Here is a 15626-nt window from a genome sequence, read left to right on the forward strand (position 1 = left end):
GTACTGTTGCGGTCCTATATTCGGCTCCAGTTGAACCAAAACCAGACCGTTAGAGGACCAATAACAATGAAACTCGCAACCATTGCAAATGCTGCCGGTGAACTGTCCGTCGTTGTCGTGAACAGCGAAACCGAACGTTTCTGGCCTGTTTCCGAGCTTATTTCCGGCTTTACGGGCGACATGAACCAATTGGTCCTTCATTGGGACAAGCTGAAGTCAGATCTGGTGCCAAGCGGCGAGGGTCAGTCGCTCGAAGGCGTGACCCTCAAGGCTCCGATCCTGCCACGCCGCAATATGTTCTGCGTCGGCAAGAACTACCACGAGCACGCTGCCGAGTTCAGTAAATCCGGCTTTGACCACAGTGCTAAAGAGGGCGAAGTCGCTCCTGAGTTTCCGGTGGTATTCACCAAGACTCCAGATACTGTGATCGGCACCAACGACAAGATCCCGCGTCACGCCGATGTCACCGACCAGCTCGATTACGAAGCCGAGTTCGCGGTCATCATCGGCAGAGGCGGGCGCGGTATTTCTCAGGCCGATGCCTATTCACACGTATTCGGTTACACCATTGTCAACGACATGACGGCCCGCGATCTGCAGAAAAATCACCGTCAATGGTTCCTCGGCAAATCCCTCGACGGTTTTGGTCCGATGGGTCCGTGGATCTCTACCCCTGATGAAGTCAACGTCGCCGACGCCACGATCCAGTGCTGGGTCAATGGAGAGCTGCGGCAGAACTCCAATATCGGAGATCTGATTTTCAATATTCCGAAGCTGATCGAAACCATTTCCGCAGGTATCGAGCTCAAGCCAGGTGATGTAATCGTCACGGGCACGCCAATGGGTGTCGGCATTGGCTTTACACCACCACGCTTCCTGCAGTCGGGCGATGTGGTGCGCATTGAAGTCGCCGGTATCGGCGCGCTGGAGAATGAGGTGGCAGAGTGAGTACTCAGATCCTGAACGGCATCGCCGTCGAGGTTTCAGGGGAAGGCAGTCCGCTGTTGTGCATCCACGGCCTGGGCGGATCTTCGAACACCTGGACACCGGTTTTGCCGGCATTCGCGAACTTCAAGGTTATCCGTTTCGATTTACCGGGCAGCGCACGTTCTGCTTTGGGCAATACGCCGCTGTCCATTGAGTTGTACGTGCAAACGGTCGAGCAAGTGCTTGAGTCACTGGGTGTCGACAAGGTGCATGTGGTTGCACACTCCATGGGCACCATCGTCGCGGCCCACTTTGCGGCAAAACATCCGCAGCGGGTCAACAGCCTGGCGTTTTTCGGGCCGTTGCTTGCGCCGCCCGATGCCGGTCGTCCGGGGATTCAGGCCCGGGCTGATCTGGCGCGAAGTGGCGGGGCAGAGGCCATGCAGGAAATCGCCGATGCCATCGTCAAGGGGGCCACTGCTCAGCAAACCAAAGACGGCCAGCCTGCGGTCGTTGCTTTGGTGCGCGAATGCATCATGCGTCAGTCCGCCGAGGGCTACAGTCAAAGCTGTGAAGCCTTGTCGAAGGCACAACCTGCCGCTGTTGAAAAAATCATGGCGCCGGTTTTGCTGGTCACCGGCGACCAGGACGGTGTTGCTCCGGTCGCTGCGGTAAAAGCTTTCAACGAGCGTCTCACCGACGGTCGCGTTGTGCTTTTCGAGGCATGCGGGCACTGGACGACCTTTGAAAAGCCTGCCGAGTGTGTGGCCGAGCTGGAGCGGTTTTATCAGTCAATAGCGTGACCTTTAGTGGTGGTCCGGTTATCTGCCGATGACCACCGCCACCGTTTTAACAGGAGCGCCTTCAGGTAACCCCTGCGCGCCTGAGTAACCCAGATAAAGATTTCGGAGAATACAAATGCATAACAATAAAATTGCATTCACGAACGTCACCATTTTCGACGCAAGCGGTGACAAGCCCTACAAGGGCAGTGTTCTGGTAGAAGATAACCGCATCAAGCGTATCGTTCGCGGCACCGCCAAGCTGCATGATCTGGACGCTAAAACCGTAGACGGCAAAGGCGCATTTCTGATGCCCGGCATGACCGAGGCGCACACTCACTTTTCGTGGAACGACCAGCCTTCGCTGGCCGCGATCCAGATGATGCCGCCGGAAGAGCACATCCTCTGGTGCGTCGGCGTCGCCAAGCGCTATCTCGATATGGGCTGGACATCGTGCATCGGAGCCGCTGCCGCGAAGGCACGGCTGGACGTGGTGCTGCGCAACGCCATCAACTCCGGGCAGTTCCCCGGGCCTCGTTATCTGGCAGGAAGCCAGGAGGTCACGACCATCGGCGCCCTCGGCGATAACACGCTGCCTCATTTGCCGTTTCCCGAGCTGAATTTTGGCGCGTTGTGCTGCGGGCCGGAAGAGATCCGCAAGACGGTCAGGACCTTCATCAAATACGGCGTCGATCACCTGAAGATCAATCTGTCGGGCGAGTACATCGCCGGTATCGCAGCAGAGACTTCGCCGTTCGCTGAAGAAGAAATCGCCATGCTGGTGTCGGAAGCCAAGCGCTTCGGTAAGCGTGTGGCAGCCCATGCGCGCTCGGCGGAATCAGTCAAACAGTGTGTACGTTACGGCATCGACATGATCTACCACGCAAGCTTCGCTGATGAAGAAGCGCTGGACATGCTCGAAGCCAACAAGGAAAAGCACTTCGTTGCGCCGGGTCTGGCCTGGTTGATCCGCACCACTTATCACGCGTCGGAGTTCGGCATCACGCCGGCAATCGCAGAAAAGATGGGCTACAAACGCGAGCTGGAAGCGGCCTGCGAAACCCTGCAGAAGATGCACAAACGCGGGATTCGTGTATTGCCCGGTGGTGATTACGGTTTTGCCTGGATGCCCCACGGCACCAACGCCATGGACCTGGAATACTTCACCACGTATCTGGGCATGAGCAACATGGAAGCCTTGATATCCGCCACTCGCTACGGCGGTCAGATCATGATGCAGGGCGGTGAACTGGGGCAGATCAAGGAAGGTTTTCTGGCTGACTTGATGCTGGTCACGGGCAATCCGCTGGCTGACATCAGAGTCTTGCAAAACCCCGAAAAAATCGCGCTGGTGATGAAAGACGGCGTGATCCACAAAAGCTCGTTCGAGGTCCAGCCTCCCCGAGCTGTCATCCACCGCATGCCCGGCCAGCAGGCCTCGAGGGCTGCAGTGCATTACTGATCAAGGGCGCCGCAAGGCGCCCTGATTCAATCCGCTCGCTGAACCGGCGCTGATCCTCGGACCAGAGTCATGAACCCCTGTTGCCCAAAGCTCGCCGATTCGTCCGCGTGCGGTGTAGCTGTGTGTCTCCATAAAAACAACAATCGAGATAGACCATGAAAAAAGTAATCCTCCCTGCCGCAGTGCTGTGTGCTTTTCCTGTGTCTTCGTATGCTGCCGAATATCCCGAATTCAACTTTAACGTCGTCAGCGTCATGGCAACCGGTAACTCCAAGGCCGATCCGATACTGGGCACGGGCACCTCGAACAAAAATCTGACGACTTACCAGTTCGAACATTTCAGCACGTTCAAATACGGTGATATCTACCTGGATGCCGAGCTGTACAAAGGCGATGACGTGGGGGGCGAGGGCGCGGCTTCCGGGGGTTCAGGCAAGGATAATCAGAACTTGCTGGTCGCCAACCCACGGTTGAGCCTGGGCAAAATGACCGGCAAGTCTTTCGCGTTTGGACCGGTCACTGATGTGTCGCTGATCGCACGTTGGGAGGATGCCAGCTATGGTGACTTCCGCTCGCGAAACTATGGCCTGTCCTTGAACTTCGACGTGCCGGGTTTTGCGTATTTCGAGTCGGGACTGCTGCGACGAACGACCAACTACAACGACCCGAACTGGCTGTGGCGTTCGTACCTGATTTCCAAGCCCTGGGAAATAGCAGGTCAGCAGTTCAACTTCACATTGCTATCGTTGATCAACGGCACGGATCACAACGGCACTGAATACTTCACCCGGCCCGAAGTGCTGTGGCACGTAGACAAAGCCGGATCATTTCAACTGGGCGTGCGGGTAGAAACTCACCATTACGACATCGGCGGCGGCCGCTACGAGCGGTTCTCTCCAAACGTCATTTTCAAGTGGTTTCTCTGACCGTTATTTCCAGAACGTCGCGCCGATGCGGTTCATCCACTTGGCGTTGCCTGGACCGGCTCCGAGCAAACTATCGAGTTTGGTGATCAGAGGCTGGAGCATGTTACGGGCTGCCGTAGCGGCGGCTTCTTCATCGCCGGCAACGATTGCATCGATGATTGCGGCGTGATCGGCCAGGCTCGGTTCGGGCAGTTCGACGTCGGAGAAGATGCTTTTGGTGTGGCTATGAATCGACGCGTTGAAATAGGCGTACAACGCCTGAAGCGCGTCATTGTGTGAGGCGGTGGCGATCGCGACATGGAAGTTGCGGTCGAGGTCAAGAAAGTCATCCAGCACGCTGTCGCAGGTGTATTCGCCACGCACGTCAAGCGCTGCCTTGAGGCGAGCTATGTCTTCAGGCGTTCGCCTGCGTGCGGCAAAGCGGGCAGCTTCGGATTCCAGCAGGCACTGCAGTTCGATGTGATCACGAAGCCCTGCGCGGTTCAGCTTGTTGACCGTCTGGGCTGGGTCAAGTGCCCGGCGCACATAGGTGCCGTCGCCTTGCCGGACTTCGAGCATGCCGGAGTGCGAAAGCACCCGAACCGCTTCGCGGACAGTGTTGCGGCCCACCGCGAATTGCTCGGCCAGCTCGGCCTCTTTCGGGATGCACTCACCAACTTGCCACACGCGCTGATCGATCAGCGAGCGGATGGTTTCGATGGTGGATTCAACCAGCGAGAGCCGCGGAACGGGGGTTTGACCAGGTTTTGCCATGATATGAGTCGTCTCGGTGGAGTACGCCGGAGCCTAACATCCCATCTTTGCCGTATCAATCGGCGCGCGCCTCAGCTGAAGGCCCTTCACCCGAGTCGATTTTGCAGGAAGTCGGCCAACGCCCGGACCCGTTGGGGGATGTAGCGTGTCGGCGGGAATACCAGGAAAAACACGAACTCGTCATCGCTATTCCACTCTTCGAAAATGGGCACGAGATCACCGCTCAGCACTTCAGGGCTGCCGTAATAGCTCGGTACTTGAATCACGCCCAGCCCCATGCGCGCGGCTGCGACCAGCGCCAGCCCGCTGTCACTGCCTATGCGGCCGGCCGGTTGCAGATGCTGAACCTGCCGACCTTTGCGATAACTCCAGCGACGACCCAGCAGAGAAAGGCATAACTCAGGGGGTAGTTCGCCAGGGTGTTTGCACTCGGCAATCGTTGGCAGCAGGGAAGGCGCAACCAGGGTGCGCAGGGGAAAGCTAATAAGCCGTCTGGCGATCAGGTTTGAATCGGCCAGTGGCCCAAGCCGCACGCTCAGATCGACGCCTTCGCTCACCAGATCGACATTGCGTGCCGTCACGTTGATGAGCAGATGGATGCCTGGGTTCTGTTCCGCGAATTCCGACAACAACGGCGGCAGCGTACTTTCGGCGAAGTGGCCGGCAAGACTGATTTTGATGCTGCCTTTGAGTTCGGAGCGGCCAAGTCGAACTTCGTCATGGGCCTCTTCAAGTCCGTCCATCAACACCCGGCACTGCTTGTAAAAGGTTTGCCCTGCTTCAGTGGGCACGCAGCCGCGAGCGGTACGTTGCAGCAGTTGCTGGTCAAGCCGGCGCTCCAGTGCGCCAACCTTTCGACTCAGGTTCGCGACCGACGAATCCATGAGCTTGGCCGCAGCACTGAAGCTGCCGGTTTCGACGGTGGCCACGAATTCGGGTATTGCATCGATGATGCCGGGCTTTCCCATAGTGCAAACCTGCTTCTCTTTTCTGGCTCTACCTAGTCTGTTTTTGCAAGCATACGCTGGCTGCAGATCAAAGCATTCGCTTTATTCGGGCAGCCCATCAGTGGCGCCCGACCATTCTCGGGAGATATGACCATGTCGTATGCAGGCAAAAAAGTAATAATCCTCGGTGGCGCTTCAGGCATGGGCCTGGCGCTGGCGAAGAAAGTCATCGCCGCAGGCGGCCAGGTTGTCATTGGCGGACGTAATGCCGAGAAGCTAGGCCGGATCGCTGCGACGCTGGGCAACGGCACGACTTACAAGGCGTTTGATCTGGGTGACGAAGCCACCGTCAAAGCGGCTTTTGATGAGATTGGCGCATTCGATCATCTGGTGACCACTGCTGCCGAGCTGACGTTTGCGCCCATGTCGGATCTGACCACGGCGCAGGTCCAGTCGATGCTGGTCTCGAAGTTCTGGGGCCCGTTCTACGCCGCCAAGTACGCAACTCCCCATCTGGCCAAGGATGGATCGGTCACATTCTTTTCCGGTCTGGCCGCTTACCGTCCAGCGCCTGGCGCCTCGATCGTCGCATCGCTGAATGCTGCACTTGAAGGCCTTGCCATGTCGCTGGCACTGGAAATCAAGCCAGTCCGAGTGAACGTTGTGTCGCCGGGCGTCGTCGATACTCCAACGTGGGACTTCCTGAGCGCCGAAGACCGCCAGGGCTTGTTCGACAGCGTTGCCGGTGGTCTTCCGGTCGGCCGTGTGGGCCACGCAGATGATCTTGCCGATGCAGCCTTGTCGCTGATGGGTAACGGCTTCATCAACGCAACAGTCCTTCACGTCGACGGTGGCGGTCGAATCGCCTGAGGGCGATCCACTCCAATTACTGCAAGGATTTTGTCATGAGCAACAAACACGTAGCACTGGTCGTAGGCTCCAGCGGAATCATCGGCAGCGCCTTGGTAGATACCCTGTTCAGTGCGCCGGAATGGACCGTGCGAGCGCTGCGCAAAACTTCCGTGGTGGGCGTTGAAGCCATCGACTGCGACCTGAGCGATGCCGAGGCCACCAAGGCTGCCTTGGCTGCGGCCAGCGATACCACTCACGTTTTCTATGCTGCGCTGAAGGCCGATCCGGACCTGGCCCATGAGTCAGACATTAACACCACCATGTTGCGCAACGTGCTGGATGGGTTGAAGGCGGTCGGCGCGCCATTGAAACGAGTGGTGCATTACCAGGGCGCCAAGGTGTATGGCGTGCATCTGGGCGCCGGTGTCGCGCCGTTTTACGAAGATGACCCCCGTCACGTGGCGCCGAATTTCTACTACGCGCAAGAGGATTTGCTGCGCGAGCGTCAGGTAAGCGAAGGGCTCGAATGGAGCATCCTGCGTCCGGACGTGGTGGTCGGAGACATGGCTGGTAACCCCATGAACATCGCCATGGTCATCGGCGTGTTCGCGGCGTTGAGCAAGCAGGCCGGCGTACCGTTGCGTTTCCCGGGCTCCATGAAAACCTACCGCGAAGTCGTCGCCCAGCTGACGGACGCGCACTGGCTTGCACGCGCAAGTCTGTGGGCGGCATTGGCACCGACTGCGCGCAACGAGGCGTTCAATCTGGTGGGTGAGCCGTTTCGGTGGGAGCGTATCTGGATCAAGATCGCCGAGGCGCTGCAAATGGAAGTCGCCACGCCGCAGCCGTTTTCTCTCGCCAAACACATGCCGGGCAAAGCAGGGGACTGGGAGCGTCTGGCGGCAGCTCACGAGCTGAACTCGCTGCCGTTCGACAAACTGGTGGGCTGGCCATTTGGCGATTTCATCTTCAATACCGAGTTCGACATGATCTCGGACATGAACAAGATCCGGCGGGCTGGCTTTACCGAAGTCGTGAACAACCAAGAGATCATGATCGATGCGTTGAAGTGGCTTGGGGAGAAGGGCTTCATTCCTGCGGCCTGATTGGGTTTTCGTAATCGATGAAGTGCGAGGAGCGATCAATGCGCTCCTCGCTCTGAGTGACATCTGAAGCTTTCAGCGTCGTATTCGGACTCTGCTAGGGGTGATACGTTGCTGAAATGGCTGCTTTGGACCCAAAGCGGTCATACGCCGAATCAGCAGGCCGACGCTAAAAGAACTTAGACGCCTTCAGACCCCCTGCCGCAAAATTTGCACCAGCTGCCCAACAACGATGGCTTCGACGGCGCCTTCACGGGCGCCCGTCTCAACAGCAGCGCAGCAAGCCGATGCGTCGCCGTCGCCAATACGGTAGACAGCAATGACACTGCCTGGCCCGCAGCCGGTGTGCCCGCACAGGGAATGTCCTCCTTCAATCACCCCCTGCATCACGCCAAGGCCATAGCCGGGCGTGATCCATGGGCGCCCGGGCATCGGGCCGCCCACTGTTCGTGCTGTCTGCATTTGCTGGAGCAAGCCCGTGGGGAGCAGGTCTGCGCTGAGAAGTCGATCCAGAAATAGCGCTGCTTGCGAAATCGGGCCGATTAACAGGCCGTGATACACCCATGCGGGGTCATAACTGGACGTGCTTCCAAGAAGGGTCGTTTGTAAGTCTGCTCGCGTTTTGGCAAAGCGCACGTTCGACAGGCCCAGAGGGGACACTGCCCGTTGGATCACCGCTTCATCAAGCGTCAGATCAGTTAGCCGTTCAATCAGTCTGCCAATGAGCAAGTAGCCCACATTCGAGTAACGCCAAGCTGTTCCTGGAGCGTATCGAAGTCGAGTACCGTCAAGACGTTGCATCATTTCAGTTGCCGACCAGGCGGGCTCGCCATTCGCAACGGCAGCGTGATACTGCGCAAGTTCGCCGTAATCAGCCAGACCTGCCTCATGCCGCAGTAGCTGGCTTAACGTGAAAGGCTGGTCAACCAGTGGGTCGTCCAGTCTGATCAGCCCGTCACGTACCAACGACAGGGCTGTCGCAGCCAGGACTGTTTTGGTAAAACTCCACCAAGGGGCGGTCAATTCTAATCGATCAGGCGTTTGGGGCTGACCATTCAATACGAGTGAACTGAGCATTGGCTTCCTCGGCATGTTGAGCGGGTCGACAGTTCGACAAGATATCTGATTCGCTCTTGTTCACCAGTGCGGCGGAGCCACCTTTTCGCTGACTTCGTTGTTAATCGGCGGGCTGGCAAAAGGAGTGCTAGCTTTCTCATCAGGTTCATCTGCCAAAGGGCCTTTCATGAGCGTCGTCCACGCCCATAGCGGTTAGCCCTTCGAAATATCACCGTTGCGCGGAGGGAGCGGGCCGACGAACATCACCTTTAGCCGATGACCTCCGATGACACGGGCCAACTCTGCGATCACGCAATACATGAATATCAGAGTGATGAGCAGAATCTGCACGGCGAAAAAGCGAGGCCAGTTCATTGAGGACCAAAGTTCTGCGTTCGCGTCGATGATACTGGGTGCCTCTTTCCAGTATTCGTATAGCCGCTCCAGATAATGTACGGCGAGCGCTACGACCGCATACATGAAGGTCTTCCAGGTAACATTCCAGATCAGCGGTTTTTCAGGAAAACGATTGATGAAGGGCAGCATATCCGCCACCAATACCGACTTGCCGAGTATGAGTGATGCGATTAACACCGATGTTGAAGTCGGCAGATCAATCCCCGTACCCATGATCATCAGCCCGCGAATGAGAGCGACGATGTGCAGAATGATGAAAAAAAACACGGTCGGCGGCAGCACTTTCATGAGTTCACGTTTGATCTTGAGTATCACCGTTCTCATCGTGGCGCCCTTGAAGTGGGGATTGGCGTAGATTCACCGAGACTGACCGACCCTGGATAGCCCCAGATGCCGCATTCGTGAGGATAGTAGCAGGCATGCCACCACTAGCGTCTGGCGTCTCTCGTGTCCGCAAGGATCCTTCCGGCATCCTGTGCGGGAGGAAGGCCGAACACCCGCGCATAGTCGCGACTGAATTGCGTTGCGCTTTCGTAACCCACCTCGAAGGCCGCAGCCATGACGCTCTTGGCATTAGCCACCATCAGTGTTCGCGCCTGGAGCAGGCGCACGCGTTTCTGGTACTGCAACGGGCTCAGATTCGTAACTGCCTTGAAGTGGCGATGAAACGCCGAGACGCTCATCGATGCGCGTTCCGCCAAACGTTCTACGCCGATGGGTTTTGCGAAGTCGCGGCGAATCCATTGGATAGCCATGTTCACCCGGGCCATGGCGGTATCGGGCGCTGCAATCTCCCTGAGCATCCAGCCATGCGGCCCCTGGAGGACACGGAAGATGATCTCGCGCTCATAAACCGGCGCTAGCGCTGCAATGGCATCTGGATCGCCCATCAGGCGCAGCATTCGCACCCAGGCATCCATCAGGTCGCGGGTGACCGAGGCGACCGAAAAGCCCGAATTGTTCTCCACACGGCAAGCAGGTTTGGGCAAGTCGGCGAATAATGTCGACAGGACTGCCGGATCTAGCGTCAGGCTGATCGCCAGATACGGCTCACCCGATGCGGCGGGATGTACCAAACCCACCGCTGGCAAATCGATGGACATGACGAAATAGGTCGCCGGGTCGTACCGCAGCGTCCTGTCCCCGACAGTCATGCTTTTGCTGCCCTGCAAAATGACATTGATCATCGGGTCATAGACCGCCGCCAGCAGGTGCTCAGGGATCCTGCCCTGGACCATGGCCACGCGCGGAATGCCGGTTTCGGTTCGGCGGTTTTCAGCGCCCGCCGCCAGTGATCTGAGTTCTTTGAGTTGATTTTCCATGCGTCGCATGCTGAAGGTAGAACAGCCCGACGCGCAAGCGAAAAGCAGAAACAGGCAGGTTTCGAGCAGGAACGGATATGACCGGTGGGGTACTGATTATTACTGTGGACGCACATTCCAACCACAGAGGAAACGGACATGGGCGTCATCGTGATCACAGGCGGCAGCCGCGGAATTGGTGCCAGTGCCGCCGAGCATATTGCGCAAAAAGGGTTGGGCGTGATCCTGACGTATAACGCCAACCCCCAGGCGGCGGCTTCGGTTGTGCAGCGCATCGAGCAAGCGGGTGGCAAGGCTGCAGCCCTCAAGCTTGATGTATCGGACGTTGGCAGTTTCCAGGCATTTCGAGACTCAGTGGCCCTGACCTTACGGGAGAAGTGGGACGCCACCACGCTGCACGGCTTGGTCAACAACGCAGGCTTCGGCTTGTTCAAGCCCTTGGCCACCGTCAGCGAGGCGCAGTTCGATGGCCTGTTCAACGTGCATCTCAAAGGCCCGTTTTTTCTCACCCAGGCATTGCTGCCGCTGCTGGCCGAAGGCGCCAGCATCGTCAACCTGACCAGTGCCACTACCCGCGTAGCCACCGCAGGCGTTGCGCCGTATGCGGCGTTCAAGGGCGGACTCGAAGTGCTCACTCGCTACATGGCCAAAGAGTTTGGTGAGCAGCGCATACGGGCCAATGCCGTGTCACCGGGTGCCATCCGTACTGAGCTGGGTGGTGGGTTGAACGATGAGTTCGAAGCGATGCTGGCGACGCAAACTGCGCTCGGCAGGGTGGGTGAGCCCGAAGACGTCGCGCGGGTCATCGCCATGCTGCTGTGCGAGGAGGGCGCCTGGATCAATGCCCAGACCATTGAAGTCGCCGGCGGCTACAACATCTGAACACGCGAGGGCTACACCATGCTTGATCATCTATTTTTGTCAGTGTCTGACATCGCACGCTCTGTGACTTTCTATGAGGCTGCACTAACACCGCTGGGCATCACCGCCCGCCTGGACTACGACGGCAAGGACGGCCCGCCTGGGCATCCAGACCTCAAAGGCTTTGGCGCCAATGGGCGGATGTTTTTCTGGTTGCGCGAAGGTGTCGTTGAAGGGCGAGCGGTACACGTAGGCTTCGTCGCGAACAACAAGGCAGAAGTTGACGCTGCCTATGCCGCTGCCGTAGCGCAGGGTGCCGTCGACAACGGCGCGCCAGGTGCCCGCTTGCATTACGACCCCGATTACTACGCGGCCAATGTGCTGGACCCGGATGGGTACAGCCTGGAATTCGTCTATAAAAAATGGCAGCACGTGCAATGAGCACACTTCTGATCTACGGCGCCACGGGCTATACCGGTCGTATGGCGGCAGAACGGGCAAAAGCGCTCGGTCTGGACTTCGAAATCGCCGGGCGTAGCCCGCAGCGGCTTGCCACCCTGGCTGCGCTGCTGGACGTGCCCTATCGAGTATTCGATACCGAAGCAGTTATCGAGACTTTTCTGTCGGGCATCTCGGTATTACTCAACTTCGCCGGGCCATTTGCGCAAACCGCAGAGTCGCTGATGCGCGCGTGCATCAACGCCGGGGTCGACTATCTGGACATCACCGCCGAGATCAACGTTTACCGGCTGGCTGAAGGCCTAGGCGTTCAGGCCGCTTCCAGTCAGGTCATGCTGTTGCCAGGCGTTGGTTGGGATGTCGTTCCCACGGATTCGTTGGCGGTGCAGGTTGCCAGGCGTGTGGAAAAGCCGCTTGCGCTGAGCATCGCGCTTCAGGTGCCCGGGTCGATGTCCCGCGGATCGGCCCTGAGCGTCAGCGAAATCATCGGTGCAGGCCTAATGGCAAGGGTCGATGGCGAGCTGATTGCGACCCCTGATGCGACGCCACGGCACTTTGACTTTGGTCAGGGGCCGGTCCTTTGCGTGCCGCTTTCTTTCGGTGATCTGGTCACCGGTTGGCATTCGACCGGCATCCCCAACATTGCGATGTTCGTGCATATCGCCGGCGATGGGTTTCCAGAGGCTGATCTGTCGCAGTTGCCTGACGGGCCTACGGCAGAGCAACGGGACGCGCATCGGGCACGCGCAGTGGTTGAAGTCATCGGTAGCGATGGAACAACCGCAAAGTCTGTGATCGAAACCGTGAACGGCTATTCCTATACGCCGTTGGCAGCGGTAGAAGCTGCGCGCCGAGTCTTGAGCGGTGAACGGCAGCTAGGCTTCGCCACACCGGCCAAGGTCTTCGGGGATGGATTTGCCCAAAGCATTGCCCGGACAGTCATCACCGACGTCTAGCGTGGGTCGGGGCCGCTCAAGAGGCCGCTGTCAGCTCCCTGGTGAGGGTAGGGGGCCTGAACCTCGCTGCATCCCGCGCAGGTGGCAGGCCAAACAGGCGCGCGTATTCTCGATTGAATTGCGAGGCGCTTTCATACCCTACCGTATAGGCAATGGACGTCGCGTCCAGCGTATCGAACAGCAACAGCCAGCGAGCCCTCAGCAAGCGCAGGCGCTTCTGATATTGAATCGGGGTCATGGCCGTCACCGATTTGAAGTGCCGGTAAAAGGCGGCGACGCTCATGCCTGACATGAGCGCCAATGGCTCGACGCGAAATGGCTCGGTGTAATGCTCGCGGATCCACTGGGTGACGCGGCGGATCTGCGTCATCCGCCCATCCGGTCGCGCGACATCGCGAAGAATGCCGCCCAGCGGCCCCTGCAACGCGCGGAACAGAATCTCGCGCTCTATCATTGGCGCCAGGACCACAGCCTCATCGGGACGATCCATGAGCCGCATCATGCGTAACCATGCATCGATCATTTCAGGGGGCGCGAGCACGCCTTCGAAACATGTGTTTTGCAGCGCCCTCGGCGCCTTCTCTTCATCCATCAGCAAGCTGGCGATCACACCGGCGTCCAGGGTCAGACTGACCGCCAGATAGGGCTGATCCTGAGCATCCGCGTGAATCTGCCCCGTCGCGGGCACGTCGACGGGCACCAGAAAATAGCTGCCAGCTGTGTACCGAGAAACCGCTTCGCCGATCGACAGCGTCTTGGTGCCCTGGAGCACCAGATGCAGCATCGGCTGATAGACCTGATCGGCACAGGCCTCGGCGCGGACCATGGCCACCCGCGCCAATCCTGTTTGTGTCCACTTATCTTGCGCGCGCATCACGATGCGGCGCAGTTCCGCGATTGGTTTTTCCATGCGTTCCACCGTGAGCTCTATTCGTGGGTATGGCAAGCCAGCTGAGAAGAATAGGCAAGGATGTGCGAATAACCGGCAAACGCCGCTGCCTTCGCTGCCTGAATACTGGTGACACGCGGCTCGTTGCACTGCGGTCGATCATGACCGGGCAACAAGCCTGTTATCACTCCATTGCAAAAGGTCATGTCATGAAACTCGAAGGAAAAATAGCCGTTGTAACAGGCGCATCAAAAGGCATCGGCGCCGGGATTGCCCGGGCGCTGGGTGCGCAGGGGGCTACGGTCATCGTCAACTACTGCGCCAGCAAGCCCCAGGCCGATGCCGTGGTTGCGCAGATCATCGAGCAAGGCGGTTCAGCGATGGCCGTACAGGCAGATATGAGCCAGGCAGCTGACGTCGTGCGTTTGTTTGAAGCGGTGCGCACGAACTACGGCACCCTGGATGTTCTGGTCAACAACGCCGGCATCGCGGTGTTCCAGATGATCGATGACCTGACTGAAGAAGCCTTCCACAAGCAATTCAACCTGAATGTGCTGGGCTACCTTCTCGCGGTACGCGAGGCCGTCAAACTGCTAGGCCCCAAAGGCAGCATCATCAATATCAGCTCGATCCTCAGCACCGATCCTTACTTGGCTTCGAGCGTGTATTCGGCAACCAAGGGCGCGGTGGATACTCTGACCTTTGCACTGGCGCGGGAGCTGGGCGCGCGTGGCATAAGGGTCAACTCCATCTTGCCAGGTCATACCAATACACCAGCCACCGATGGCAATTTCGCGGGTGCATTGGGTGAGAAAATACTCGCCGGAACGCCGTTGGGTCGTTTCGGAGAACCGGAAGACATCGCACCCTTGGCCGTATTCCTGGCATCCGAAGATTCGCACTGGGTGACAGGTGAATCCATCCGCGCCTCGGGGGGTGTTCGCGGTGTTGGTTACTAACGCTGCTAGCTGAACACTCGGGTGCATGCGCGCCTGTGCCCCGTTGCCAACGAGTAACGGGGGCAAGCTTGTAAATCAGCCGGTCAGACTTGCGCCATGCCGCCATCTGCAAAGATCTGCGCACCATTGACGAAGCTTGAGTCGTCACAGGCCAGGAACAGGGCGGCCTTGGCGATCTCATCCGCCTCACCCACTCGACCCATCGGGACGAGGGTGCCCAGGTAATCGAGCATGCCTTGTTGATGTGCGGGATCATCACCTGCGTATTCCAGCAGCGCCGGAGTGCGGACAGGGCCTGGGCTCAATACATTGATCCGAATACCGGTGCCTTTAAGGTCGATAATCCAACTGCGAGCCAGATTGCGCACCGCCGCCTTGGACGCCGAGTAAACGCTGAACGCAGCCGTGCCGGCAATGCTGGCGCTGGAGCCGGCGAGAATGACGGATGATCCAACGACCAGCAGTGGCAGGGCTTTCTGAACGGTGAAGATCAACGCCTTGACGTTCAGCCCGAAGGTATCGTCGACCTGTTGTTCGGTGATCTGTCCCAGCGGCAGCAGCGTGCCGCCACCCGCGTTTGCGTATAGCACATCGATATGGCCTGCCTGGGCCTTGATCTGTTCGAAGACGTGATCAAGGTCGGCAAGATGAGTCGAGTCTGCCTGTATGCACGTCACATTGGCGCCGATTTCGTTTTGCGCCATCGCCAATGCTTCAGCGTTGCGGCCGGTGATGTAGACATGTGCGCCTTGTGCTGCGAACAACTTGGCGGTGGCCAGGCCGATACCGCTGGTGGCGCCGGTGATAAGTGCGATCTTGCCATCGAGTCTATCTGACATGGTCATGGTTCCTAGTGCCTGAAAGGTCTGACCTGAGGGAGTCAAGTCAGCAACTTGGGGCGAGTCTAGGGTGGGTGTGTCGATGGCAGAAGCCCGCCAGGATAGAGACATTATCC

The 15626-nt window shown here is 58.4% G+C and carries 17 protein-coding genes; 10 read left to right on the plus strand and 7 right to left on the minus strand.

Annotation, left to right across the window (positions count from 1 at the left end):
* Nucleotides 1-66: 66 nt before the first annotated feature.
* The 4 genes from ACI2KS_RS11905 to ACI2KS_RS11920 all read left to right on the plus strand — a co-directional run bounded on the left by ACI2KS_RS11905 (nucleotide 67) and on the right by ACI2KS_RS11920 (nucleotide 4097).
* Nucleotides 67-948: a fumarylacetoacetate hydrolase family protein gene (locus ACI2KS_RS11905; protein ID WP_404620310.1), complete on the plus strand. Its 882-nt coding sequence runs from the start codon at nucleotides 67-69 to the stop codon at nucleotides 946-948.
* Nucleotides 945-1730, plus strand: coding sequence for an alpha/beta fold hydrolase (locus ACI2KS_RS11910; protein ID WP_404620312.1), 786 nt, complete (start codon nucleotides 945-947; stop codon nucleotides 1728-1730). The genes ACI2KS_RS11905 and ACI2KS_RS11910 overlap by 4 nt, the downstream gene beginning before the upstream one ends.
* A gap of 115 nt (nucleotides 1731-1845) precedes the next feature.
* Nucleotides 1846-3171: an amidohydrolase family protein gene (locus ACI2KS_RS11915; RefSeq protein WP_404620314.1), complete on the plus strand. Its 1326-nt coding sequence runs from the start codon at nucleotides 1846-1848 to the stop codon at nucleotides 3169-3171.
* Between the two features lie 155 nt (nucleotides 3172-3326).
* The gene (locus ACI2KS_RS11920) at nucleotides 3327-4097 is read left to right on the plus strand and encodes a hypothetical protein (RefSeq protein ID WP_404620316.1); all 771 of its coding nucleotides are present in this window, start codon (nucleotides 3327-3329) and stop codon (nucleotides 4095-4097) included.
* A 3-nt stretch (nucleotides 4098-4100) separates the two neighbouring features.
* Here the strand turns inward: ACI2KS_RS11920 and ACI2KS_RS11925 are convergent, their stop codons facing one another.
* Together ACI2KS_RS11925 and ACI2KS_RS11930 are read right to left on the minus strand one after the other, a co-directional pair.
* Nucleotides 4101-4850 (minus strand): FadR/GntR family transcriptional regulator, encoded by a 750-nt coding sequence (locus tag ACI2KS_RS11925; RefSeq protein WP_404620318.1) that lies wholly within the window; start codon nucleotides 4848-4850, stop codon nucleotides 4101-4103.
* 86 nt (nucleotides 4851-4936) lie between these two features.
* Nucleotides 4937-5818, minus strand: a complete 882-nt coding sequence (locus ACI2KS_RS11930; RefSeq protein WP_404620320.1) for a LysR family transcriptional regulator — start codon at nucleotides 5816-5818, stop codon at nucleotides 4937-4939.
* Nucleotides 5819-5950: 132 nt separating this feature from the next.
* Between ACI2KS_RS11930 and ACI2KS_RS11935 the strand changes: the two genes are divergently transcribed.
* Nucleotides 5951-6667, plus strand: a complete 717-nt coding sequence (locus ACI2KS_RS11935) for an SDR family oxidoreductase (RefSeq protein WP_404620322.1) — start codon at nucleotides 5951-5953, stop codon at nucleotides 6665-6667.
* A 35-nt stretch (nucleotides 6668-6702) separates the two neighbouring features.
* Complete coding sequence (locus tag ACI2KS_RS11940) at nucleotides 6703-7755, plus strand: SDR family oxidoreductase (RefSeq protein WP_404620324.1); 1053 nt, start codon at nucleotides 6703-6705, stop codon at nucleotides 7753-7755.
* A gap of 186 nt (nucleotides 7756-7941) precedes the next feature.
* On the opposite strand, the gene ACI2KS_RS11945 is transcribed toward ACI2KS_RS11940, so the two are convergent.
* From ACI2KS_RS11945 to ACI2KS_RS11955, 3 genes are all read right to left on the minus strand, one after another.
* On the minus strand, nucleotides 7942-8829 hold the full coding sequence (locus ACI2KS_RS11945) for a serine hydrolase domain-containing protein (RefSeq protein WP_404620326.1): 888 nt from the start codon (nucleotides 8827-8829) through the stop codon (nucleotides 7942-7944).
* A 192-nt stretch (nucleotides 8830-9021) separates the two neighbouring features.
* Complete coding sequence (locus ACI2KS_RS11950; protein WP_404620328.1) at nucleotides 9022-9513, minus strand: hypothetical protein; 492 nt, start codon at nucleotides 9511-9513, stop codon at nucleotides 9022-9024.
* A gap of 140 nt (nucleotides 9514-9653) precedes the next feature.
* The gene (locus ACI2KS_RS11955) at nucleotides 9654-10547 is read right to left on the minus strand and encodes an AraC family transcriptional regulator N-terminal domain-containing protein (RefSeq protein WP_404620330.1); all 894 of its coding nucleotides are present in this window, start codon (nucleotides 10545-10547) and stop codon (nucleotides 9654-9656) included.
* Between the two features lie 138 nt (nucleotides 10548-10685).
* Here ACI2KS_RS11955 and ACI2KS_RS11960 point away from each other — a divergent pair, with 138 nt between their 5' ends.
* From ACI2KS_RS11960 to ACI2KS_RS11970, 3 genes are read left to right on the plus strand one after another with little or no spacing between them, the layout of a single operon-like run.
* Nucleotides 10686-11429 carry an SDR family NAD(P)-dependent oxidoreductase gene (locus ACI2KS_RS11960; RefSeq protein ID WP_404620332.1) on the plus strand — a complete coding sequence of 248 codons (744 nt, stop codon included), beginning with the start codon at nucleotides 10686-10688 and terminating at the stop codon, nucleotides 11427-11429.
* Between the two features lie 18 nt (nucleotides 11430-11447).
* Complete coding sequence (locus tag ACI2KS_RS11965; protein WP_404620334.1) at nucleotides 11448-11849, plus strand: VOC family protein; 402 nt, start codon at nucleotides 11448-11450, stop codon at nucleotides 11847-11849.
* Nucleotides 11846-12823, plus strand: a complete 978-nt coding sequence (locus ACI2KS_RS11970; RefSeq protein ID WP_404620336.1) for a saccharopine dehydrogenase family protein — start codon at nucleotides 11846-11848, stop codon at nucleotides 12821-12823. Before ACI2KS_RS11965 ends, ACI2KS_RS11970 begins: the two co-directional genes overlap by 4 nt.
* Nucleotides 12824-12839: 16 nt before the next feature.
* On the opposite strand, the gene ACI2KS_RS11975 is transcribed toward ACI2KS_RS11970, so the two are convergent.
* A complete protein-coding gene (locus ACI2KS_RS11975) occupies nucleotides 12840-13733 on the minus strand; it encodes an AraC family transcriptional regulator N-terminal domain-containing protein (RefSeq protein ID WP_404620338.1) in 894 nt (297 codons plus the stop codon).
* A gap of 188 nt (nucleotides 13734-13921) precedes the next feature.
* Between ACI2KS_RS11975 and ACI2KS_RS11980 the strand changes: the two genes are divergently transcribed.
* Entirely contained in the window at nucleotides 13922-14671 is a 750-nt protein-coding gene (locus ACI2KS_RS11980; protein ID WP_404620716.1) for a glucose 1-dehydrogenase, read from the plus strand.
* An 83-nt stretch (nucleotides 14672-14754) separates the two neighbouring features.
* On the opposite strand, the gene ACI2KS_RS11985 is transcribed toward ACI2KS_RS11980, so the two are convergent.
* Complete coding sequence (locus tag ACI2KS_RS11985; protein WP_404620340.1) at nucleotides 14755-15510, minus strand: SDR family oxidoreductase; 756 nt, start codon at nucleotides 15508-15510, stop codon at nucleotides 14755-14757.
* Nucleotides 15511-15626 lie beyond the last annotated feature (116 nt).

Source organism: Pseudomonas sp. NPDC087358, from assembly GCF_044900785.1.
In the GTDB taxonomy this organism is placed as follows: Bacteria; Pseudomonadota; Gammaproteobacteria; order Pseudomonadales; family Pseudomonadaceae; genus Aquipseudomonas.